This window comes from Aeromonas sp. FDAARGOS 1405 (assembly GCF_019048265.1).
Taxonomy (GTDB): domain Bacteria; phylum Pseudomonadota; class Gammaproteobacteria; order Enterobacterales; family Aeromonadaceae; genus Aeromonas; species Aeromonas veronii_A.
In genome coordinates, this window is record NZ_CP077311.1 from 4,203,225 (window position 1) to 4,226,397 (window position 23,173).

Below are 23,173 nucleotides of genomic sequence, written 5' to 3' on the forward strand. Positions count from 1 at the left end.
ATGTCGCTCCTTTTACGATTCCTGAGCTGGCTTCTCGGCCACAGCCGGTTCAACCCGGGTAACCAGCAGCTGATCAATCTTGTAACTGTCGATATCCACCACTTCGAACTTGTAACCGGCGTATTTGACCGAGTCAGTGCGCTTGGGGATCTTGCGCAGCATATACATGATAAAGCCGGCGATGGTCTCGTAGTTCTGGTTCTCGGGAAACTCTTCGATATCGAAGGCGCGCATCACGTCGGAGATGGGGGTAACCCCGTCCACCAGCCAGGAGTTCTCGTCGCGCTGGACGATCTGCTCTTCCACCACGTGGGTGGCCCACTCGCCCATGACGGTACTCATCAGGTCGTTCATGGTGACAATCCCCACCACCAGCGCGTACTCGTTCATCACCACGGCAAAGTCGCCACGATGATTCTTGAAGTACTCCATCGCCTCATAGAGGTTCAGGGTATCGGGGATGATGATGACGTTCTGCACCAGGTTGCCACCGATCAGGTCGATGCTCTGGCCGCCGATAACGCGGATCAGCAACTCTTTGGCATCGACAAAGCCCTTGATGCTGTCGAGGTTGTGGTCACAGACCAGAAACTTGTTGTGGGGATGCTCGGCGATCTTGGCCTTGATGCTCTCTTCGCTCTCTTGCAGGGTGAAGTAGATGAGGCTCTCGCGGGCCGTCATGGCAGAGGTGACACCAAGGGACTGCAACTCGAACACGTTCTCGATGAGCTGATGCTCCTCGCGCTGGATAACCCCCGCCTCGGCACCGGCATCCATCACCGCATAGATATCGTCGGAGGTGATCTCGTCGTTACGCACCGTGGAGACGCGCATCAGACGGAACAGGGAGTTGGCCAATCCGTTGAAGACCCACACCAGCGGCATCAACACGGTGACGAAGAAGAGCATGGGGCGCACCACCACCACGGCAATCTGCTCGGGCATGGTCATGGCCAGACGCTTGGGCATCAGGTCGGCGATCAGGATAAACATGCCGGTGACGAACACGAAGGAGGCACCGGAGCTGATCTCGCCAAGCCAGGGGCCCTGGTAGAACTGGGAGACAATCCCCTTGATGGCGGGGTTGAGGGCAGACTCACCCAGGATACCGCCCAGAATGGCGACGGTATTGAGGCCAATCTGCACCACGGTGAAAAAGTTGCCCGGTTGGGCCTGCAGGGCCAGCACCTTTTCGGCCTGGCGATTACCTTCATCCGCCATCACCTGCAATTTGATTTTGCGAGACGCGGCGAGAGAGATCTCGGAGAGGGAGAAGAACACACTGCCGCCAACCAGCAGCATTAAAAAGAACAAACTATCGGCAAAACTCATGATTAACCTATTGCTACACCCGCCTTAGCACAAGACGGCAAACTGGGCCCGGGAGACCGGACCGTGAGCCCATCCGGGACTCACACAGGGGGAGTATTCTATCAGAAAACAGCCAGTTGGGGGCTTTATCTTACTCCGACCAGTTATGCAACAAAAAAGGCGCTTCACGCGCCTTTTTATTCACTTCCGGTTAGCCCTTGCCCAGCAAGGTGCCCAGATCGTCCGCCTTGGTATGGCGCACATCCTTGCCTTTCACGTAGTAGACGATGTACTCGCAGATGTGCTGGCAACGATCGCCAACCCGCTCGATGGCCCGCGCCGCCCACAGCACGTTGAGAACCTGGGGGATGGTGCGGGGATCTTCCATCATATAGGTCATCAGCTCGCGAATGATGGACTCGTACTCACGGTCTACCTTGTCATCTTCCTTGTAGACCGCCAGCGCCGCATCCAGATCCATACGGGCGAAGGCGTCGAGCACATCGTGCAGCATCTTGATGGTGCGACGGCCCATGTTCTCCAGCGACACCAGCGGCGGCTGCGGCTTGTTGGCGTTGTCGGTCAGCATGCGGGCGATCTTGTCGGCCACGTCGCCAATACGCTCCAGATCAGTGATGGTCTTGATGATGGCCATCACCAGTCGCAGGTCGGAGGCTGTCGGCTGACGCTTGGCGATGATGCGGGTGCACTCCTCGTCGATCGCCACTTCCATCGCGTTGACCTTGTGGTCGTTGGCCACGATCTTGCGCGCCGCATCGAGATCCTGATCGTGGATCGCCGCAATGGCGTCGGTGAGCTGCTGCTCCACCAGACCGCCCATCACCAGCACCTGGTTGCGCACGCTCTCTAGCTCGGCATTGAACTGACCGGAGATGTGTTTATTGAGGTTCATATTGTCCATACAAATAATCCTTGATTGCTCCGATTATGCCTTAGCCGTTGAACCGACTGCCAATCTGTTTGCTGAGATTCATCCTCTCCTCTCCTTAGCCGTAACGACCGGTAATGTAATCTTCGGTCTTTTTCTTGGCCGGGGTGGTGAAAATGGTGTTGGTATCCGAGTACTCGATAAGCTCGCCCATGTACATGAAGGCGGTCTGATCCGACACTCGCGCAGCCTGTTGCATGTTGTGGGTCACGATCACCACGGTGAACTGGCTCTTGAGCTCGTTGATCAGCTCCTCGATGGTGAGGGTGGAGATGGGGTCGAGCGCCGAGGTCGGCTCATCGAGCAGCAACACTTCCGGCTCGATGGCAATGGCGCGGGCAATCACCAGACGCTGCTGCTGACCACCGGAGAGACCGAAGGCGTTGTCGTGCAGACGATCCTTCACCTCGTCCCACAGGGCCGCACCACGCAAGGAGCGCTCGGCCGCTTCATCCAGAGTGCGACGATCGTTGATCCCCTGCAGGCGCAGACCATAGACCACGTTCTCGTAGATGGACTTGGGGAACGGGTTCGGGCGCTGGAACACCATGCCCACCTGACGGCGCAGGGCGGAAACATCGACGCTCTTGTCATAGATGTTATGGCCGTGCAGTTGGATTTCTCCCTCGATACGGCATATCTCCACCAGATCGTTCATCCGGTTGATGCAGCGCAGCAGGGTCGATTTACCACAGCCTGACGGGCCGATAAAGGCGGTCACCTGCCCTTTGGGGATCTTCATGTTGACGTTGAACAACGCCTGCTTGCTGCCGTAGTACAGGTTGAGATCCTTCACCTCCAGCGCGGTCTGCTCCGGGGTCAGGTTGAGCAGGTCCAGCGCGGTGTGCTGGGTAGACGTGGTCGTTACGTTGATCATCTGTTACCTCAAAATCTATCTGGAGTGGCCTGACAGCTGCCGGCGCCCCTCACGTATTGGTGCAGAGAGATGGCGGCTCGCGCTCGGCCGCCCCTCTGTTATCTCACTCTTGTATAACTCAAGCGGCGCCGGATTAATGCTCCAGCGACCGGAATTTCTCGCGCAAGTGGTTACGAATACCGATAGCGGTCAGGTTCAGACCCACGATCACCGTCACCAGCAGGAAGGAGGTGGCGTAGACCAGCGGGCGGGCCGCCTCGACGTTGGGGCTCTGGAAGCCGACGTCATAGATGTGGAAGCCCAGGTGCATGAACTTGCGCTCCACATGCAGATACGGGAAGTTGCCATCCATCGGCAGGGTCGGTGCCAGTTTTACCACCCCCACCAGCATCAGCGGCGCCACTTCACCGGCTGCACGGGCAATCGCCAGAATAAGGCCGGTCATGATGGCCGGACTCGCCATCGGCAGCACGATGCGCCAGAGGGTCTCGGCCTGGGTCGCGCCCAGTGCCAACGAGCCCTGACGGATGGTGCTCGGGATCCGCGCCAACCCCTCTTCGGTGGAGACAATCACCACCGGCAGAGTCAGGATGGCCAGGGTCAGCGCCGACCAGATCACGCCGGGTGAGCCAAAGGTCGGGCTCGGCAGCGCTTCCGGGTAAAACAGCTGATCCAGCGAACCACCGAGCGTGTAGACGAAGAAGCCCAGACCAAACACGCCGTAAACGATGGAGGGCACGCCCGCCAGGTTGATCACCGCAATGCGGATAAGCTTGGTCAGACTGTTCTTGCCCGCATACTCGTGCAGATAAACCGCAGCCACTACCCCAAGCGGAGTCACAATGATCGCCATCAGGATAACCATGAAGACGGTACCGAAGATGGCCGGGAACACCCCGCCCTCGGTGTTGGCTTCGCGAGGCTCACCGGAAACAAACTTGCCAATCTGGTGGAACCAGTGACCCACCTTGGCCAACAGGCTCATGTCGTTGGGCCATACCACGTCCAGTACCTTGGACATCGGCATGGTCACCAGCTCGCCACGCATATCCTTGACGGTGATGGCGTCGCGATCGGCTTGGCTACGCAGAGAGAAGAGCTCTTTTTCCAGCACCTGATAACGATCGTTGAGGGCCTGACGCTCACTGGCCAGCTCCGCTTTGAGCTGATCGTTCAGCTCATTTTCGAGCTCTGCTTTACGTTCCTTGAGGCGCAACTTCTCTAATTGGTAGTTGATGGCGCCAATGGGGCCTTTTTGCAACTCATTGGCTTGTTCAGACAAACCGTTGCTTCGAGCCAGCATCCGCTTGAGCACTTTGTGCAAATCTTGCTCATGCACGACGCCATCTTCCTTGGCCTCTACCACATAGCCATAGAAGTTGCCGTTGGTAGTACGCTCTATCATTGCCATCTCGACAGGAAGAGCCTGAGACTTGATATCAGTCTCCAGCACCCAGCGAAAATCGAGGTCAACGAACTCGCGGTTGCCGGTCTTGACCAGATAACGGGTCAACACCTCACGTTCTTCACCTGCCAATGGCAATCCTGCGGCTCGCAGGCGTTCAACCGGCACCAGCTCACTGTCATTGATTTCACCAACCAACACACTCTTGTTACCGCTGGCGTCTTCCAGCTGCCACTCATAGATGGGGTGGGGCCAGAAGTAGACCAGACCACGCCAGCCGATCAGCAACAACAGACCCAGTACCGCTACCAGGCTCAGGCTGACGGCACCGCCTGTCATCCAGATCCAGGGAACCCCTGATTTAAACCACTTACCCATTGTCGATTCCTTGCCCGTTACATGGAGCTGTATTTTTCACGCAACCGCTGGCGGACAAACTCGGCCAGGGTGTTGAAGAAAAAGGTGAACACAAACAGTACGAAGGCCGCGAGGAACAGTACTCGATAGTGGGAGCTGCCCACTTCCGACTCCGGCATCTCCACCGCAATGTTGGCGGCGAGGGTACGCAGCCCCTGGAACATGGAGAAGTCCATGATGGGGGTGTTGCCGGTAGCCATCAGCACGATCATGGTCTCGCCCACGGCGCGGCCAAGGCCCATCATCACCGCAGAGAAGATGCCCGGGCTGGCGGTGAGGATCACCACCCGGCTCAGGGTCTGCCACGGGGTGGCCCCCAGCGCCAGCGAGCCCTGAGTCAGATGCTTGGGCACCGAGAAGACCGCATCTTCAGCGATGGAAAAGATGGTGGGGATGACAGCAAAGCCCATGGCGATACCGACCACCAGCGAGTTGCGCTGGTCAAATTTGATCCCCATTACATTGGTGAGCCAGCTACGGGTATCACCACCGAAAAACGCATTTTCGACGACAGGACTGAGAGTAAGAGCCATCCAGCCAATCATAATAACGACAGGGATCAGCAAGACGGCTTGACTGCCCTCAGGCACACTTTGCTTGAGAGTGTCAGGCAACAGATGCCATAGCAGAGCTGCAAGCAGCATCCCCATCGGCAACATCACCAGCATCATAAAAATGCCCGGCAGGTAATCTTCCACGATGGGAGCAAGCCACAAACCAGCCAGGAAACCGAGGATGACGGTTGGCAATGCCTCCATGATCTCGATGGTTGGTTTAACAAACTTGCGCATGCCCGGAGACATGAAGTAGGCGGTATAGATGGCACCGGCAATCCCGAGTGGTACAGCAAACAACAGCGCATAAAAAGCGGCTTTGAGAGTACCAAACGAAAGAGGTACCAGACTCAACTTGGCTTCAAAGTCGTTGCTGGCGGAGGTGGATTGCCACACATACTGGGGTTCCGGATACCCTTCGTACCATACCTTTTGCCAGAGGGCAGACCAGGTCACTTCGGGGTGATCATTCTCAACCGTAAACAACTTGAAGGTGTCGCCTTGTTGCATCAACAGTGCATTGTGGCGTGGAGAGATGGCCAGCGCAGAAAGCTCCCCCCCTTCAACTGTCTCGGTCAGCAGCTTGGTCTCGCCGGTGGCGTGGAAGAAGCTGATGATGCCGTCCTTGTCGGCACTGATGAAGCCTTTGCGAAAGTGCTCGGGAGTCAACAGATCCACGGCGCCATCACCCTTGAAATCACGGATCTGGGTGAACTGGCGTTTGCCATCCTTCGCCACTTCAAACCACTGGGAGATGACGCCGTTGTCATTACCTACCAGCAACGAAGAAGCGCCTGCCAGCAGCTCGACCCGGGTCACATTGGCGTTGGTGGCATTGATCTCCAGCACGTTGCGTAGGGAGATTTCGCTCAGGTTATGAATGTCATAGACGGAGAGACGATTTCCCTGACGTACAAAGAGGATCCGCAGATTGGGGGTCAGCAACATCTGATCCACATGACGCGGCAAAGAGGGAATCGTGTAGTTTTCACTGCTCCACTCAATCTCCCCAGAGATGAAGTTCTCCTCGCCGCTCATCACAGTCATCACGCCACGACCATCTTCGGTCACGGCAGCGGTCGCCATCTTGTCCTTGGTGGCTTCGAACACCATCCGTTGCAGCGCCTTCCCTTGCGGGTCGATCACTACAGGCTCTTCGCCGAAGGGATATTTCAGGCTGGGTTCAATCACCCGCACATCGTTGGGGTAGGAGACCTTAAACGCAGGCTGGACAACCAGTGCCTTGCCATCGGCAAAGCCGTAGGCAATCAGCTTTTGGCCCGGCGCAGGCGTTGTGGCCGTGCTGATGTCGCCAGCAACCTGGGCTTGGCCCAGTGACTGGCCCACCTTGATCTTGTCATCTCCTTGTAGCGCGAAGAAGTTGACCTGACCTTTATCGTTGAAGTGATAGCCGATCTCGTTCTGCTCTTCCATGCCGAGCCAGGCTGTCTTCCCTGCGACGGGCAGGGTAAACGAGGTGGCAGGCTCCATGGAGGCGCCATTGAAGATGGGTTTCACCACATAGAGCAGATAAAAGAAGATAAGCAACAGCGCCACCAGTACCAGGGCTCCGCCTGTGGTGACGCCATATTTGGCCAATTTATCCTTGATCCGGCGTTTTCTACTGCCCGCCATGACCAGGTTTAACGATTCCGATGACATGCAAGACCTCAATGTAAGCTAGGCTTCGCGGCATTATATGGCGGTTGCATGACAGTTTTGTTACATCGAGAACGCTTTAACAGAGGTTGTTAGCGGAAAAATGGGCGGGGATCCCTTCGAAGGCGAGCGAGCGTAATGCATTGTTTATAAAGGGATATTTATGCTGATAATCAGCAAGGGCAGCCTGCGCTGCCCCCGAATGATTCAGGAAAGGGTATCGTTTGATTGTTGCAGCGCCAGTTTGGCCGCCTTTTTCTCGGCGCGACGGCGCTTGAAGAAGGCCGACAACTGGGCCGAGCAGGCATCGGCCAGCACACCGCCGGTCAGCTCGACGCTGTGATTGTGTCGCGGGTCCTGCAAGATCTCGAACACCGATCCCGCGGCACCGGTCTTGAGGTCTCGGGCGCCGTAAACCACCCGCTTGACCCGGCTATGGATCAGCGCACCGGCACACATACAGCAGGGCTCCAGCGTCACATAAAGAGTGGTGTCGAGCAGGCGGTAGTTCGCCAGCTGCTTGCCCGCCGCCCGGATCGCCATTACCTCGGCATGGGCACAGGCATCGTGTTCGCTGATGGAGCGGTTCCACCCCTCTCCCACCACCTGACCATCAAGCACCAGTACGGCACCGACCGGGATCTCGCCAATTCCTTCGGCCCGGGTGGCCAATGCCATGGCATGGCGCATCCACTGTTCGTCCTGCTCGGTTTGACTCTGTGCCTGACTCGGTATTTCTGGGACCTCTGATGGTTTCACGCCCATCCCCTCTTTATATTGTTCAATTGTGCTGTTTGCATTCCAGCTATCCACATCTGTCAGATAATTCCATAGATAGCAGGCATGATAGCTCGCGGTGACAGGGCGGCGATTATGCCAAATCTGCACGTCAGACCCAAGCCGCATCCCGACTGAGCAATAAAGAAGCAATCAGCATCTCTATGATAAAAAAGGAGTTGCACCCGTTTGGCCATGCTATTAGACTTCCTCCCCGTCAGCCGAGTCTGACTCCGTCGGTGTGTAGCGCAGCCAGGTAGCGCATCTGCATGGGGTGTAGAGGGTCGGAGGTTCGAATCCTCTCACACCGACCATTCTCCCCGAGAATAGCCCAGTCAAACGACTGGGCTATTTTTTTGCCTCCGATTTATCCTCCTGACGATGCCAGCCCATCAAGCACAAAAAACACCCAGAACCACTTGAATCTTTTTGCCGAACTCATTAAGATGCGCAACTTTCCGCCGGTAGACAACACAGGGAGGTGGAAACACGAGTGAAGGGATCACTGTCCGGCTTGCGTGCAACACAGGACCAGGCATGAACCAGAACACCGATTTCGCACCCGCCATTACGCTTTATTCCGTTCCACACGACACCCCTTGCCACACCGAAAGCGAAAATGAACAGGTCATCCAGCTGGATGTGATCGATCTGGCCGAACCGGATGATGACTATTGAGCCCAGCCAGATGGCCGCTCATCACCAGCACATCGCCTGTTCAACGCTCTCCGTTTCAGGCCCTTGGCGAGAAATCTGCAAAAAACGACAAACTGCTAATTCTATCAAGGATGGCAGTATTATTGACTGATGCGTCTCCCCCTTTCCTCTCCAGCATCCCCCCCGACAATTGATACAAACCTACGTTATTGCGCTTCACTTTCCATCGTTGCAACCGCTGGTGCCAACAGAGCCTGCATCACCACACCAAGTTTAAAACGCACGTTCACCAACTAGGTCTAGCAATAGCAAAACATTCATTGCCACATTCAAACGCAATTTATACAGCTGTTTTGGCAAAGCCTGGAGTTAGGTCGGGATTTGTTTTTGCATTTGTAATTTTATTACGTAATAAGTTACAAAATGAGGTGCAGGGTAACGGCCCAAATTAGCCGTTGTCCGATGGGAAAAAGCAGGAGCATAACCATCTGCGTAGAGCTTTTACACCAACCAAATAAAGCAATAAAAAACATCAACTTAACCATATCCAAAAAACAGGTGTTTAAAAAAAACTGTTGACGTACTCAACAATATTTCGCACCTTATCAATCGTGTTATCCCGTTGTTGCGGGAACGTTTCAGGAACAGGGATTCGACTTTAGTCGTAGTTAGTAAGTTCAAAATGTAATTCTCAAAGGAGTGAACCTTATGTCGGCACCGGCTCAGACCCACTGCAGCGCCCGCCTTCGCATCCAGGGCGAGATGCTATCCGAATACGCGCAAATTCTGACGCCGGACGCGGTGGCTCTGGTCTCCGAACTGGTGGAACGTTTTGCTCCCCAAAGAGGGGAATTGCTGAAACAACGTGTGGCACGCCAGGCCCGTATCGATGGCGGCGAGCTGCCGGACTTCCTGCCGGAAACAGCCCACATCCGTGAAGGTGACTGGACCATTCGCGGCATTCCCGCCGACCTGCAAGACCGCCGTGTGGAGATCACCGGCCCGGTCGAGCGCAAGATGGTGATCAACGCCCTCAACGCCAACGTCAAGGTGTTTATGGCGGACTTCGAGGATTCACTGGCTCCAGCCTGGAATAAGGTGATCGAGGGCCAAATCAACCTGCGCGATGCGGTCAACGGCACCATCTCTTACACCAGTCCGGAAGGAAAGGCATACACCCTGACCCCCAATCCGGCGGTGCTCATCTGCCGGGTGCGTGGTCTGCACCTGCCGGAAAAGCATGTCACTTTCGATAGCGAACCGATCCCCGGCGGCCTGTTCGATTTTGCCCTCTACTTCCTGCACAACTATCAGGCGCTGCTGGCCAAAGGCTCGGGCCCCTACTTCTACGTGCCCAAGTTGCAGAGCCATCTGGAAGGGCGTTGGTGGAGCGAGGTGTTCGCCTGGACCGAGGACAAGTTCGGTCTGCCCCGTGGCACCATCAAGGCCACCGTGCTGATTGAAACCCTGCCAGCCGTATTCGAGATGGATGAGCTGCTCTATCAGATGAAGGATCACATCGTTGCGCTGAACTGCGGCCGTTGGGACTACATCTTCAGCTATATCAAAACCTTGAAGAACCATCCGGATCGGGTACTGCCTGATCGTCAGATGGTGACCATGGACAAGCCGTTCCTCTCCGCCTACTCGCGGCTGTTGATCAAGACCTGTCACAAGCGCGGTGCGCTGGCGATGGGCGGTATGGCCGCCTTTATTCCGGCCAAGGATGCCGCCGTCAACGAGCAGGTCTTCGCCAAGGTCAAGGCCGACAAGGAGCGCGAAGCCAACAACGGCCACGACGGTACCTGGGTCGCCCACCCTGGCCTTGCCGATACCGCCATGGCGGTGTTCAACGCCACCATTGCTGCTGGTGCCAAGAACCAGATCGGCGTGCTGCGCGAGCAGGATGCCCCCATCACTGCCGCCGACCTGCTGGCCCCCTGTGAGGGCGAGCGGACCGAAGCAGGCATGCGTACAAATATCCGGGTCGCCCTGCAATATCTGGAGGCCTGGATCAACGGCAACGGCTGCGTGCCCATCTACGGTCTGATGGAAGATGCCGCCACCGCCGAGATCTCCCGCACCTCCATCTGGCAGTGGATCCGCCACGGCAAGAGCCTGTCTAATGGCAAGGTAGTGACCAAGGAGCTTTTCCGCCAGATGCTGGCCGAGGAGCTGGAGGTGGTCAAAGCCGAGGTGGGCACAGCACGCTGGCAGGCAGGACGCTTTGCCGAGGCAAGCGACCTGATGGAAGAGATCACCTGCGCCGATACCCTGATCGATTTTCTGACGCTGCCCGGTTACGAGCGGCTCTGAATCACGGGCCCCAGCGGGGCTCGCCAATAACAAGTCAATGGAAACGTGAAATCAATGAAAGAGGGAACTGATATGGCACTGACCCGTGAGCAACAGATCCAGGCTATCGAGAAAGACTGGGCGGAAAACCCCCGCTGGAAAGGGATCAAGCGCGGCTACAGCGCCGAAGACGTGGTGAATCTGCGCGGCAGCTTGCAGCCGGTTCACACCCTGGCTCAGCGCGGTGCCGACAAGCTGTGGGGTCTGATCCACGGCGACGCCAAGAAAGGCTACGTCAACTGCCTCGGCGCCCTGACCGGTGGTCAGGCAGTGCAGCAGGCCAAGGCGGGGATCGAGGCGATCTACCTCTCCGGCTGGCAGGTGGCGGCGGACAACAACTTGTCCTCCACCATGTATCCGGATCAGTCCCTCTACCCGGCCAACTCGGTACCGTCCGTGGTGGAGCGCATCAACAACTCCTTCGCCCGTGCCGACCAGATCCAGTGGGCCAACAAGGTAGGACCTCAGGATGAGGGCTTTATCGACTACTTCCTGCCGATCGTGGCCGATGCTGAAGCCGGTTTCGGCGGCGTGCTGAACGCCTTCGAACTGATGAAGGGGATGATTGAAGCGGGCGCCGCTGGCGTGCACTTCGAAGATCAGCTCGCGTCCGTCAAGAAGTGTGGTCATATGGGCGGCAAGGTGCTGGTACCGACTCAGGAAGCGGTGCAGAAGCTGGTTGCCGCTCGTCTGGCAGCCGATGTATGCGGCACCACCACCCTGGTGATCGCCCGTACCGACGCCAACGCCGCTGACCTGCTGACCACCGACGCCGACCCGTACGATGCAGACTTCCTGACTGGCGAGCGCACTGCCGAAGGGTTCTACAAGGTACGTGCCGGTATCGATCAGGCCATCGCTCGCGGTCTGGCTTACGCCCCCTACGCCGACATGGTGTGGTGTGAGACCGCCAAGCCGGACCTGGACGAAGCGCGTAAATTTGCCGAAGCGATCAAGGCCAAGTTCCCGGATCGCATCCTGGCCTACAACTGCTCCCCTAGCTTCAACTGGAAGAAGAATCTGGACGATGCCACCATCGCCCGCTTCCAGCAGGAGCTCTCCGACATGGGCTACAAGTACCAGTTCATCACCCTCGCAGGTATCCACAACATGTGGTTCCACATGTACGAGCTGGCCTACCAGTACGCCCGTGGCGAAGGGATGAAGCACTACGTCGAGATGGTGCAGGAGCCGGAATTTGCCGCCGCCAGCCGTGGCTACACCTTCGTGGCCCACCAGCAGGAGGTCGGTACCGGTTACTTCGACAAGGTGACCACCGTCATTCAGGGTGGCCAATCCTCGGTCACCGCGCTGACCGGCTCCACCGAAGAAGATCAGTTCCACTAATAAGAGAGCTGCCTTGAAATAGCAAAACCCCGGCCTGATGCCGGGGTTTCTTTTTATCTGCCATTCAAACGAAAGTCAGGCCACAACCGCACACCGCAGAGAGGATCAGAGCTCGAGGATCTCTTTGACAAAGGGAATGGTCAGCTTGCGCTTGGCGCGAAATGAGGCGTTGTCGAGCTGATTGAGGGTGGTGAGCAGGGTGCGCATATCGCGGGAGAGTCGGTTGAGCAGGAAGCGGCCCACATCGATGGGCAATTTGAAGCCCCGCAGCTCGGCACGCAGCTGCAGGGCACTGAGCTTGCCTTCATCATCCAGCTCTTCGAGATGGAAACTGACACCCCAGTCGAGGCGCGAAGCGAGATCCGGCAGTTGCAGTCCCAGTTTGCGCGGTGCGCTGCAGCCGGTGACCACCAGCGTCCCCTCCCCCTTCTCCTGCCAGCGGTTGTAGAAATCGAACAGCGCCCGCTCCCACACGGCATTGCCGGCGATCGCCTCGAGGCTGTCGAGACAGACCAGCGGCAGGCTTTCGAGAGCATCGAGCATGCTGGGATCAAGCAGTTCAAACTGATCGAGGGAGAGATAGGCCGCCGCCGCATCGCGGGCGTTGACCTCGGCACAGGTGGCGTGGAGCAGATGAGAGCGTCCGGATCCCTTGGCTCCCCAGAAATAGAGGAAAGGCGATCCCTGACCGATGGCCGCGTTTTTGAGAGCGGTGATCAGATGAGCATTGTTGCCGGGATAAAAACTGACGAAGGTTTCATCATCCGGTAGTTGTACGGCTAAAGACAGTTGGGCCGGTTGCTTCACTCGTTGGGCTTTGACTGTGACATTTGTGGCTAAGTGTATCATCGCAAAGGCAGATAGAGAACCGCCCGGACAAGCCGGGCGGTCTACAAAAGCCTTATAAAATCAGGGCTGCGACCATTGGTAACGCAAACCGCTGCCATTATCGTCAACCTTGCGCAAACGACTCTCGAGCTGCAGTGCCCGCACCAATTCGGCCTGATCCCCTTGCAGAGTAAAGTTGAAGGTGACCTGGTCCCCCTCCAGCTTGCCGATCGCCACCTTGCTGACGTTGGCCATCCCCTGCAGCATCTTCTGCACGGCGATCATGCTGTCCACTTCGGAGAGGCCATCTACCACCAGGGTCTGGCTGGTTGCCGGACCAGAAATACGGGCACCGTAGTTTTTCACCAGCCAGGCCGCCAGGGTATCGGCAAACCCTTGCGCCACTTCGGCCTGAGTGCCGGTGCTATTGCCACGGGTCAGCTCGGCCACTTCACCGGCCGCTTTGGGGCCGTAGAGTCCCCAATCGATGCTCCACTTGTCACCTTCCGGTGTCAGCTTGCCCAGCACCACCATCTCGGCGCCATAGCGCTGGCTTGCCTGCAAAATCGGGTCGGCAAAGCGTCCCCAGACGTCGGTGGCACTGACCGCCATGTTGTCATCGAGATCCATCAGCGGAATGCTGATGGGTAGCCCCAGCGTCTGGGCCTGCTCGCGCAAGGCTTGCGCCCAACCATCGCTGGATTGATCCGACAGCAGGCGACGCTCCCCCTGATCCACCACCAGCCAGATCGCCATCTGGGGACGCGCCGGGCCAAGCAGGGCAAACTGGCTCTCGGAGACCAGGCTGTTGACCTTGTCACTCTTGAACTCGGCTTTCAGATACTTGACGGAGTCCTGATCCTGATAGCCATAGCTTTTGACATAGTCGCCCGGGGCCGCCAGCGCCTTGACCACCACCGGCTGGGTGAGGATGTCGCGCTTGCCGGTCACCTTGATCAGCACCTGACCCAGTGCCTGCCCCTGAGCGGCCACCATGTCGCCACTGGTCGGGGCCTTGCCCTGATAGAGGTCGGTCACCTGAGCGGCCGAGGCCATGAATGACAAGCCGCAGCAGAGGGCGGTCACAACACGTTTGAACATGAACAGAGTCTCGAAATGGGAGAGTGTGCTTATGGTAGCGGCAAGGCGCATCCTGCGGCAAGGCTGGCACAAGCGGCCACAAACAGCAGAGCCGGCGATGCGCCGGCTCCGATCACCCCTTCCACATGGGAAGCAGGTCAAGGCATAAACTTATTTGGTACCGAAGATCTTGTCGCCTGCATCGCCCAGACCCGGCACGATGTAGCCTTTCTCGTTCAGCCCCTGGTCGACAGAAGCGCAGTAGAGCTCTACGTCAGGGTGAGCGGCTTCCAGCGCCTTGATCCCTTCCGGCGCGGCAACCAGTACCAGCACCTTGATGGATTGGCAGCCTTTCTTCTTCAGCAGATCGATGGTGGCAATCATGGAACCACCGGTGGCCAGCATCGGATCGATGACCAGCGCCAGACGCTCTTCGATGTTGCTGACGATCTTTTCGAAATAGGGAACCGGTTGCAGGGTCTCTTCATCGCGGTAGATACCGACCACGCTGACGCGGGCGCTCGGCATGTGCTCCAGTACGCCATCCATCATGCCAAGGCCGGCACGCAGGATGGGTACGACGGTTACCTTCTTGCCTTTGATCTGGTCAACTTCTACTGGCCCATTCCAGCCATCGATGATAACCTTCTCGGTTTCGAAGTCAGAGGTCGCTTCATAGGTCAACAAACTGCCCACTTCTTTGGCCAGTTCACGGAAACGCTTGGTGCTGATATCGCCTTCACGCATCAGACCGATCTTGTGTTTGACCAGGGGGTGTTTGACTTCAACGACTTTCATTATTATCTCCTCTAACCTGCCGCAAAAAAATCGCGGAATCATACAACAAAAGCCACCGCTTGTAGAGCATTTCCGCGCAAAAACGCGCAAACGATTTCCTTTCTGGTTTTCCACCGCCACTGTTAGAATACGCCCCGAATTTTACCCTCCACTTCTTTACATGACGGGGAATACTCGTGACTGACAAAACCTCACTGAGCTACAAGGATGCTGGCGTAGATATCGATGCCGGCAATGCACTGGTTGAACGTATCAAGGGCGTGTCAAAGCGCACTCGTCGTCCTGAAGTCCTTGGTGGTCTTGGCGGCTTTGGGGCCTTGTGTCAAATCCCTGCGGGCTACAAGGAGCCGGTACTGGTCTCCGGTACCGATGGTGTGGGCACCAAGCTGCGGCTGGCCATCGACCTGAAGAAGCACGACACCGTGGGCATCGATTTGGTGGCCATGTGCGTTAATGATCTGATCGTACAGGGCGCCGAGCCGCTGTTCTTCCTCGACTACTATGCGACCGGCAAGCTGGACGTGGACACCGCGGCCGCGGTGGTCACCGGGATCGGTGCCGGTTGCGAGCAGTCAGGCTGTGCCCTGGTGGGCGGCGAGACTGCCGAGATGCCGGGTATGTATGAAGGGGAAGACTACGACATCGCCGGTTTCTGCGTCGGTGTGGTGGAGAAGAGCGAAATCATCGACGGCAGCAAGGTCGGTGAAGGGGATGCCCTGATCGCGCTGGCCGCCAGCGGCCCTCACTCCAACGGCTTCTCCCTGATCCGTAAAATTCTGGAAGTCTCCAAAGCAGACGTGCATCAGCCGCTGGGGGACACCACCCTGGCCAACGCCCTGCTGGAGCCGACCCGCATCTATGTGAAACCTGTGCTCAAGCTCATCAAGGAGTGCGAGATCCACGCCCTCTCCCACATCACCGGCGGTGGCTTCTGGGAGAATATCCCCCGCGTATTGCCTGCCAACACTCAAGCGGTGATCGACGAGCAGAGCTGGCAGTGGCCGGCGGTGTTCAGCTGGCTGCAGCAAGCTGGCAACGTCACCCGTCACGAGATGTATCGCACCTTCAACTGCGGTGTCGGCATGATCATCGCCCTGCCCGCCAACCAGCTGGAGAAGGCGCTGACCCTGCTCAAGGCGGAAGGCGAAAATGCATGGCATATCGGCCATATCGCCAAGGCAGCCGATGGTGAGGAGCAGGTCGTCATTCAATGAATGACCGGATCAACAGCCAAATGACCTCCCCTATGAAACGCATCCTGGTGCTAATCTCCGGCAGCGGCAGCAACCTGCAGGCGATCCTCGACCACTGTGCCAGCGGCAAGATTGCCGGTGAGGTGGTCGGCGTCATCAGCAACAAGGCCGATTCCTATGGTCTGGTTCGCGCCAGAGAGGCAGGCGTGGCGACCTCTATTCTGGCCCAGCAGCAGTTTGCCAGCCGGGAGGAGTATGACGCCGCCCTGCTTGCGCTGATGTCAGACTATCAGCCGGACTTGGTGGTGCTGGCCGGGTTTATGCGGATATTGAGCGGCGATCTGGTGCGCCATTTCGCCGGGCGGATGATCAATATCCACCCCTCCCTGCTGCCCAAGTATCAGGGCTTGCACACTCACCAGCGTGCTATCGATGCCGGTGATAGCGAGCATGGCGCCAGCGTCCACTTCGTCACCGAAGAGCTGGATGGTGGCCCGGTGATCCTGCAGGCCCGTGTGCCCATCTTTGAAGGAGACAGTGCGGACGAGGTAGCGGCACGGGTACAGGCGCAGGAGCACAGCATCTATCCGCTGGTGGTACGCTGGTTCTGCGAAGGCAGGCTGCAGATGGTTGATGGCGCCGTACAACTGGATGGCACCTTGCTGGGTGCCGCGGGTTACGCCTGCGAGTAACCGCTAACAACTGCATGTCAGATACAACAAGGGAGGCTTAGGCCTCCCTTGTCATTTCTACCTACCTCACGATGGCTTAGGTCAGGTCCGATTACGCCGCTACGCGGCCAAGCGACCCTAGACCGGATTGTCGATATCGATAAAGGTGACATCCAGCCCATGCACGGTCGCCAGCCACTCCCCCAGCGCCTTGACACCATAACGCTCGGTGGCGTGATGGCCAGCGGCGTAGAAGTGCATCCCCATCTCGCGAGCGGTGTGAATGGTCTGCTCGGAGGCTTCGCCAGAGATAAAGGCATCGATGCCCTGCTCCGCCGCCAGATTGATGTAGCTCTGACCGCCACCGGTGCACCAGGCTACGGAACGGATAAGCTCGGGGCCGCTGTCGCCACAATAGAGTGGTTCGCGGCCAAGGCGATCGGCAATCAGCTTGGCAAAGTCGGCCCCATTCATCGGCTCTTCCAGCTTGCCCACCATGGCGACGCTCTTGCTGTTCCACGGCTCCAGACCGCGACGCACCTTGATGTCGAGCAGCTTGGCGAGCTGGGCGTTGTTACCCACCTCGGGATGGACATCCAGCGGTAAATGGTAGGCAAACAGGTTGATATCGTGGGTCAGCAGGGTCTTGAGCCGACGCTGCTTCATGCCGGTGATCTGGGCCGGTTCACCGCTCCAGAAGTAGCCGTGATGGACCAGAATAGCATCGGCCTCGGCAGCCACCGCCGCGTCGATAAGCGCCTGACTGGCGGTGACACCGGTCACCACCTTGCGAATGCGCTCGCGCCCCTCCACTTGCAAGCCGTTGGGGCAGTAATCCTTTATGGCGTGAGGTTCGAGCAGATGGTTCAGTACGGTTTCGAGTTTTCGATGAGAGATCATAGGGGTCCCTTATTAAGGCTCGGTCCCCTGCTTTACCAATAAAAACAGGGGCCAGGCTCAAAGCGCCAAGGGCCCCATGATAATCGAGCCGGGCTGTCAAGACCATGACAGCGCCAGCACGATGAAGCTTCGCCCTCACTCTCGGGCAAACAACCTGACTCAGGCGGGCAAATCGATCCCCGCATCCCGCATCTGGGCGAGCTTGTAGCGCAGGGTGCGCGGGCTGATGCCGAGTCGGTCCGCGACATCCTTGCGGCTGCCGTTGCACTCTTGCAGGGTGTCGAGAATGATCTGGTGCTCCTGCTGCTTGAGCTCGCTGCCAAGGCGATCACCGCCATAACTGCGCTCCACACAGATCGACTCCATGCTCTCTTCGTCCAGCTCCTCCAGAATGAGGTGCTCCCCATCGATCAGCCCGTCCGGACTGAGGATCAGGGCGCGCTGTACCACGTTGTCCAACTCCCGCACATTGCCGGGCCAGCTGTGGGCTAGCAGCCTCCTCCGTGATGTCTCGGTCAATCTGGGTGTCGGCAACCCCTGCTGGCTGGCATGGAGGGCCAGCAAATGTTCCGCCAGCGGCAGAATGTCACCGGTCCGCTCGTTCAGAGCAGACCAGCGCAGCGGGAAGACATTGAGACGATAGTAGAGATCTTCGCGAAACAGGCCATCCTGTACCGCTTTTTTCAAATCCCGGTTGCTGGTGGCGATGACCCGCACATCCAGCGGGATCATCTTGCGACTGCCGAGCCGCTCCACCTCTTTCTCCTGCAACACCCGCAGCAATTTGGCTTGCAGCCCCTGATCCATCTCGGTGATCTCGTCAAGCAGCAGGGTGCCCCCCTGCGCCTGCTCGAACTTGCCGGGGCACCCCTGTACCGCACCGGTGAAAGCCCCCTTCTCGTAGCCAAACAGGGTCGCCTCCAGCATGTTTTCCGGAATGGCGGCGCAGTTGATGGCGACGAAAGGCTGCTCGGCGCGGTTGGAGTTGTCGTGAATGTAACGGGCCAACACCTCTTTGCCGGTTCCGCTCGGGCCGGTCACCATCACGGTCGCTTCGCTTCTGGCCACTCGGGTCGCCAGCTGGAACAGCTCGGCGGTTTTGGGATCCCCGTAGACCACGGCGCGCTTCTCCACCTTCTGGGCCGGTACATAACGACTAACCTGATTGAGCAGCACTTCCGGAGAAAAGGGCTTGGCCAGATAATCGATGGCCCCTTCGCGCATGGCACGAACTGCACCGTCGATATTGGCGTAGGCGGTCATCAGCAACACGGGGATCTGTGGATATTGCTGGCGGATGGTGGCCAGCAGCGTCACCCCATCCATCCCCCCCATCTGGATATCGGAGATCACCATGTCAAACGGCTGACGGGAGAGCGCCAGCAGAGCCCGCTCGCCACTGTCCGCTTCACGACAATCATAGCCCCCCAGTAAAAGGGTATCCACCAGCGCTTCGCGCAGGCCATTGTCATCTTCAACTACCAGGATCCTGGCCTGTGTCATGCTACACCTCCAAGCTGCACCGGTTGCTGATGCAGGGGGAACGACAGAGTAAAACAGGTGCCTTCACCGGGAACCGAGGCCACACCGACCTCCCCCTGATGGGCACGCACGACGGATTGCACCACCGCCAACCCGAGGCCAGTGCCTTGGGAGCGAGTGGTAAAGAAGGGTTCGAATACCTGACCGAGCTGATGGGAAGGGATCCCCTTGCCATTGTCGATGACCCGCATCTCCACCCGGGCACCACTGCGCACCGCGCTGACCAGCAGCGAGGTGGCCCCTGCCTGCTGAGCATTGGCTATCAGGTTGTTGATGGCTCCCGCCAGCGCACTGCTGTTGGCCAGCAGGCAGAGATCGGGCTCCGGCGCCTCCATGTGCAGTTCGCAGCCCTGTTGCTGACAGAAAGCCTCGGCACCAGCCTGCACTTCAGCCAGCAAGCCCTGTACCGAGATGGGGGTGACCACCTGATTGTCGCCATTGCGGGCAAACAGCAGGATGTCGTTGATCTGCTTCTCCAGATCCTGGAGGCGGGCCATCAGCTTTTGCTGAAACTGGCTGCGGGACTCCGGCTTGAGGGTACGGTTGGCCAGGTTGGCGGCATAGAGCATGGCGGCGGAGAGCGGAGTGCGGATCTGGTGGGCGAGTGAAGCCGCCATATTGCCCAGCGCCGACAGCCGCTTCATGTGGTTGATGCGATCCTGAAGCTTGCGGGTTTCAGTGAGGTCATTGATAAAGACCAGCTGGCCGCTCTGATCCGGCAGCGGCTGGGTAGAAAGCTGGACCCGTCGTCCGTCGCGCAGGGAGATCTCGTGGCCATCATCCTCACGTGGTTCAAAACAGCGGGCAATGATGCGGCGCCAGAGCTCTCCTTCCAGCGGCTCCCCCAGCAGTGAGATGGCTGCCGGATTCGCGCGGGTGACCACCCCAGCCCCGTCAAGCAGCAACACCCCGGTGGGGAGCGCCTTGAAGATGGCATAGAGCTGGCTCACTTCGTGGGACTGGAGTGGCATGTCCTGCTGCTGGATCGTCATAAACCTGACCTCAAACTGGCTATTGGGTCAGGTTATTCAATTTCCATGCCACTAAATTATTTCAATTAAAGCAATAGATTGCATGTTAACGTCAAGGCTTTGACCCTTAAACGTCCTTGCTCATCCCGTACTTTTTCATCTTCTCTACCAGGGTGGTACGGCGCATGCCGAGCAGATCGGCGGCGCGGGCCACCACCCCGTCCTGCGACTCCAGCGCCTGGCGGATCAGCTCCACTTCAAGGTCGGCCAGCATCTCCTTGAGATTGACCCCCTCCTCCGGCAGTTGCATGGTGCGGGCAGAGGCGAGGGGGTGATCCAGCTCCGGCGGCTCCTGGAACACCGCCGCCAGCGCATCCCGCTCATCCATCTCGGTCAGCCGCTCATCCCGCGGCTCGCTCGGCAACAGACGATAACGACTCGGCAGATCCGCCACATCGACGATCTGTTGCGGGTAGAGGATAAGCAGCCGCTCCAGCAGGTTGGAAAGCTCGCGCACATTGCCCGGCCAGGGGTACTGCATCAGCGACTCCAGCGCCCGCTGGGTCAGACGGATCACACTGTGGTGCTGCTCCGCGTGACGGTTGAGCAACTCCTGCAGCAGCAGCGGAATGTCATCGATGCGATCCCGCAGTGGCGGGGTCTCAATGGGGAAGACGTTGAGGCGGTAGTAGAGATCTTCACGAAAACCCTGACTGCGGATCAATGCCTCCAGATCCCGATGGGTCGCCGCAATGATGCGCACATCGGCCTGAATGGGCTTGCCACCACCGACCCTGTCGAACAGCCGCTCCTGCAATACCCGCAGCAGTTTGACCTGCATCGGCATCGGCATGTCGCCAATCTCGTCGAGGAACAGGGTGCCCCCCTGCGCCAGCTCGAAACGACCGCGACGAGCTGCGATGGCGCCGGTAAAGGCTCCCTTCTCGTGACCGAACAGTTCGCTCTCAAGCAACTCGGCAGGAATGGCACCACAGTTGATAGGCACAAAGGGGCCACTACTGCGGGCCGAGAGTTCGTGAATGGCACGGGCCACCACTTCTTTGCCGGTTCCCGATTCACCAAGGATCAGCACGTTGGCATCGGTCTCGGCCACCTGGCTGATGAGGCGGCGAACCTCCTGGATCCCCTTCCCTTTGCCCACCAGCAAACGCAGCAACGTCTGCCCCTTGTCGTGGGTCTGTTGACGGGGATGGAGAGAGACAAAAGCCTGACAGAAGTGCAGATGACGGGTGAGGGATTCATAGGTAAAAGGCGAGAGCGCGACCCCGATAAAGTTGCTGTTGGGCAGTTCCGCCTCAACCAGCGAGATAAAGGGGGTACGAGGGAAAGCGGCAAGTAACTCGGGCAAGGTGCGACCTGCCAGTTCACCCACCAGCACCCCTTGCAGTGGGCCAGAAGATTCGATGGCGATATCCAGGTCCCCTTCTGCGACATCCTGCCACAGGATCCCCATAAACGAGAGCACGGTTCCCAACTGCTGGCGCCGCTGCGCATCGGCATCAACAATCAACACGCCCATCTCCACCATATCCATCCCTCGCGATATCCTGAACTAACTTATTGTTTTATTTAGTAATAAAACAGCTACAGACTGTATTTTTGCAAGCACACAAAGTGCCAAAAAACCGACACATTGTCAAAAATTGTCGTATTCAGGCTAAGTGTATCGATAGAAACGGGAGATTAGATAAATTTTGCCGAGGAATTTTCTGCATTGGCGCCGCTAGCAAACGCCGCCAATGGCGGAAAGAAAACTGCCCTCGTCAGAGGGCAGCATGCAGCACGGTCAGATGAACTCAGTGGCTGTGGTGGTGATGCGGCGCCGCATAACGACACTCGGGAAAACGACTACAGGCCAGGAAGAGTCGACCGGCGTGGGGGCCTTTTTTCGCCTCCCGCTCCACCAGCGGCGCATCGCAACGGGGGCAATGCTGCACCTCGAGCTCCTCGTCCTCCTCTACATCGGCGAACAGTCCATCGACCAGCTCACCCTCACTCTGTGGTGTCTCCACCATCCCCTTGGCCCGGATGGCAGGTTCGTGGAGCGACGCAGGCGAGATGGCCTCGGCATGGGCAGTGCGGCCACGCATCCCGGCACCGACATCCACGCCGTCCAGCAACAGAGGGTTGAACGTCGGCTCGCGGCGCGCCCCGTGCGGCAAATCGTCGATCAATGGTTCGCTGGTTTTGACCAGCAGCGGCAGGATCTGTTCGCGCAGCTCTTCCACCAGATAGCTGGCACTTGCCGGGATCTGCAGCAACGGCAGACCGGCGCTGTCGCAGGCGGTTTTCAGAAAGAGATCCCGCGCCTTGCGCTTCTGGTGACGGTGGGAACTGTCATCGAGTTCGATGGCGCAGATAAAGGAGAGATCGGCGGGGTGGCAAAGCAGATAGTCGAAATGCTTGGCGCTGATCTTGTTGAAGTACTGCTGCCATTTGCTTTTGCCGATCCCGGCCAGCGGCGTCAGCACATCGGCCACCCGCACCTTGGCAAAGACCCGGGCCTTGTCACCCACCGCTAGATCCAGCACCCCGAGGAAAGATCGCTCGGCGGGAGTGAACAGGGTCTCCTGCACATCATAGGGCAGGCGCTTTTGCTGTCTGCCTCTGCTCCAGAAGATCGCCAGCACAAGCAGCGCCAGCAATAGTAATCCCGATAGGACAAGGGTATTCATGAGAGCACGATCCAGTTCACAACACGAAAGGGGAATTACTTTACCACAGCCGCCACGAAGCAAGGCAGCAGACAAGCGTATGGAAAGTGTAAAAGTCCCGTCTTTTTATCTATTTGCCCGCAGGCGGGGGTTCATATGACCAGCCACAGCAGGCACAATGGGGATCGAGCAAGAAATCCAATTTCA

The 23,173-nt window shown here is 58.1% G+C and carries 19 protein-coding genes and 1 tRNA gene; 6 read left to right on the plus strand and 14 right to left on the minus strand.

The annotated features are described in order from the left end of the window. Positions 1–12: 12 nt before the first annotated feature. The 6 genes from I6L35_RS19230 to tadA all read right to left on the minus strand — a co-directional run bounded on the left by I6L35_RS19230 (position 13) and on the right by tadA (position 7,931). Complete coding sequence (locus I6L35_RS19230) at positions 13–1,332, minus strand: hemolysin family protein (protein ID WP_005334094.1); 1,320 nt, start codon at positions 1,330–1,332, stop codon at positions 13–15. A gap of 190 nt (positions 1,333–1,522) precedes the next feature. Then, positions 1,523–2,233, minus strand: a complete 711-nt coding sequence (gene phoU / locus I6L35_RS19235; RefSeq protein WP_005334097.1) for a phosphate signaling complex protein PhoU — start codon at positions 2,231–2,233, stop codon at positions 1,523–1,525. A gap of 85 nt (positions 2,234–2,318) precedes the next feature. Continuing rightward, positions 2,319–3,137, minus strand: coding sequence for a phosphate ABC transporter ATP-binding protein PstB (gene pstB / locus I6L35_RS19240; protein ID WP_005334102.1), 819 nt, complete (start codon positions 3,135–3,137; stop codon positions 2,319–2,321). Positions 3,138–3,270: 133 nt separating this feature from the next. Continuing rightward, on the minus strand, positions 3,271–4,920 hold the full coding sequence (gene pstA, locus I6L35_RS19245; RefSeq protein WP_216979059.1) for a phosphate ABC transporter permease PstA: 1,650 nt from the start codon (positions 4,918–4,920) through the stop codon (positions 3,271–3,273). 17 nt (positions 4,921–4,937) lie between these two features. Beyond that, positions 4,938–7,175, minus strand: coding sequence for an ABC transporter permease subunit (locus tag I6L35_RS19250; protein WP_216979060.1), 2,238 nt, complete (start codon positions 7,173–7,175; stop codon positions 4,938–4,940). Between the two features lie 204 nt (positions 7,176–7,379). Next, positions 7,380–7,931 (minus strand): tRNA adenosine(34) deaminase TadA, encoded by a 552-nt coding sequence (gene tadA, locus I6L35_RS19255; protein WP_204483817.1) that lies wholly within the window; start codon positions 7,929–7,931, stop codon positions 7,380–7,382. Positions 7,932–8,186: 255 nt separating this feature from the next. On the opposite strand from tadA, the gene I6L35_RS19260 reads away from it, so the two are divergent. The 4 genes from I6L35_RS19260 (at position 8,187) to aceA (ending at position 12,308) form a co-directional block, all read left to right on the plus strand. Next, positions 8,187–8,263, plus strand: a tRNA-Pro gene (locus I6L35_RS19260). A gap of 223 nt (positions 8,264–8,486) precedes the next feature. Beyond that, complete coding sequence (locus I6L35_RS19265; protein ID WP_005334106.1) at positions 8,487–8,627, plus strand: hypothetical protein; 141 nt, start codon at positions 8,487–8,489, stop codon at positions 8,625–8,627. Between the two features lie 687 nt (positions 8,628–9,314). Continuing rightward, positions 9,315–10,922, plus strand: a complete 1,608-nt coding sequence (gene aceB / locus I6L35_RS19270) for a malate synthase A (RefSeq protein ID WP_216979061.1) — start codon at positions 9,315–9,317, stop codon at positions 10,920–10,922. Between the two features lie 72 nt (positions 10,923–10,994). After that, the gene (gene aceA / locus I6L35_RS19275; protein WP_005344572.1) at positions 10,995–12,308 is read left to right on the plus strand and encodes an isocitrate lyase; all 1,314 of its coding nucleotides are present in this window, start codon (positions 10,995–10,997) and stop codon (positions 12,306–12,308) included. 105 nt (positions 12,309–12,413) lie between these two features. Here aceA and hda read toward each other — a convergent pair whose 3' ends face one another. From hda to upp, 3 genes are all read right to left on the minus strand, one after another. After that, on the minus strand, positions 12,414–13,115 hold the full coding sequence (gene hda / locus I6L35_RS19280) for a DnaA inactivator Hda (RefSeq protein ID WP_216979062.1): 702 nt from the start codon (positions 13,113–13,115) through the stop codon (positions 12,414–12,416). 102 nt (positions 13,116–13,217) lie between these two features. Beyond that, positions 13,218–14,237 carry a DUF2066 domain-containing protein gene (locus tag I6L35_RS19285; protein ID WP_216979063.1) on the minus strand — a complete coding sequence of 340 codons (1,020 nt, stop codon included), beginning with the start codon at positions 14,235–14,237 and terminating at the stop codon, positions 13,218–13,220. A gap of 150 nt (positions 14,238–14,387) precedes the next feature. Further along, the gene (gene upp, locus I6L35_RS19290) at positions 14,388–15,014 is read right to left on the minus strand and encodes a uracil phosphoribosyltransferase (protein ID WP_005334115.1); all 627 of its coding nucleotides are present in this window, start codon (positions 15,012–15,014) and stop codon (positions 14,388–14,390) included. A gap of 176 nt (positions 15,015–15,190) precedes the next feature. On the opposite strand from upp, the gene purM reads away from it, so the two are divergent. Then, a complete protein-coding gene (purM, locus tag I6L35_RS19295; RefSeq protein WP_042052927.1) occupies positions 15,191–16,228 on the plus strand; it encodes a phosphoribosylformylglycinamidine cyclo-ligase in 1,038 nt (345 codons plus the stop codon). 32 nt (positions 16,229–16,260) lie between these two features. Next, a complete protein-coding gene (purN, locus tag I6L35_RS19300) occupies positions 16,261–16,899 on the plus strand; it encodes a phosphoribosylglycinamide formyltransferase (RefSeq protein ID WP_216979064.1) in 639 nt (212 codons plus the stop codon). 117 nt (positions 16,900–17,016) lie between these two features. Here the strand turns inward: purN and I6L35_RS19305 are convergent, their stop codons facing one another. The 5 genes from I6L35_RS19305 to I6L35_RS19325 all read right to left on the minus strand — a co-directional run bounded on the left by I6L35_RS19305 (position 17,017) and on the right by I6L35_RS19325 (position 22,987). Next, a complete protein-coding gene (locus tag I6L35_RS19305; RefSeq protein WP_216979065.1) occupies positions 17,017–17,778 on the minus strand; it encodes a Nif3-like dinuclear metal center hexameric protein in 762 nt (253 codons plus the stop codon). A gap of 159 nt (positions 17,779–17,937) precedes the next feature. Continuing rightward, the gene (locus I6L35_RS19310) at positions 17,938–19,281 is read right to left on the minus strand and encodes a sigma-54 dependent transcriptional regulator (protein ID WP_216979066.1); all 1,344 of its coding nucleotides are present in this window, start codon (positions 19,279–19,281) and stop codon (positions 17,938–17,940) included. Continuing rightward, entirely contained in the window at positions 19,278–20,312 is a 1,035-nt protein-coding gene (locus I6L35_RS19315; RefSeq protein ID WP_216979067.1) for a PAS domain-containing sensor histidine kinase, read from the minus strand. The genes I6L35_RS19310 and I6L35_RS19315 overlap by 4 nt, the downstream gene beginning before the upstream one ends. Positions 20,313–20,418: 106 nt before the next feature. After that, positions 20,419–21,840 carry a sigma-54 dependent transcriptional regulator gene (locus I6L35_RS19320; protein WP_216980327.1) on the minus strand — a complete coding sequence of 474 codons (1,422 nt, stop codon included), beginning with the start codon at positions 21,838–21,840 and terminating at the stop codon, positions 20,419–20,421. Positions 21,841–22,108: 268 nt separating this feature from the next. Further along, a complete protein-coding gene (locus tag I6L35_RS19325) occupies positions 22,109–22,987 on the minus strand; it encodes a DUF2726 domain-containing protein (protein ID WP_216979068.1) in 879 nt (292 codons plus the stop codon). Positions 22,988–23,173 lie beyond the last annotated feature (186 nt).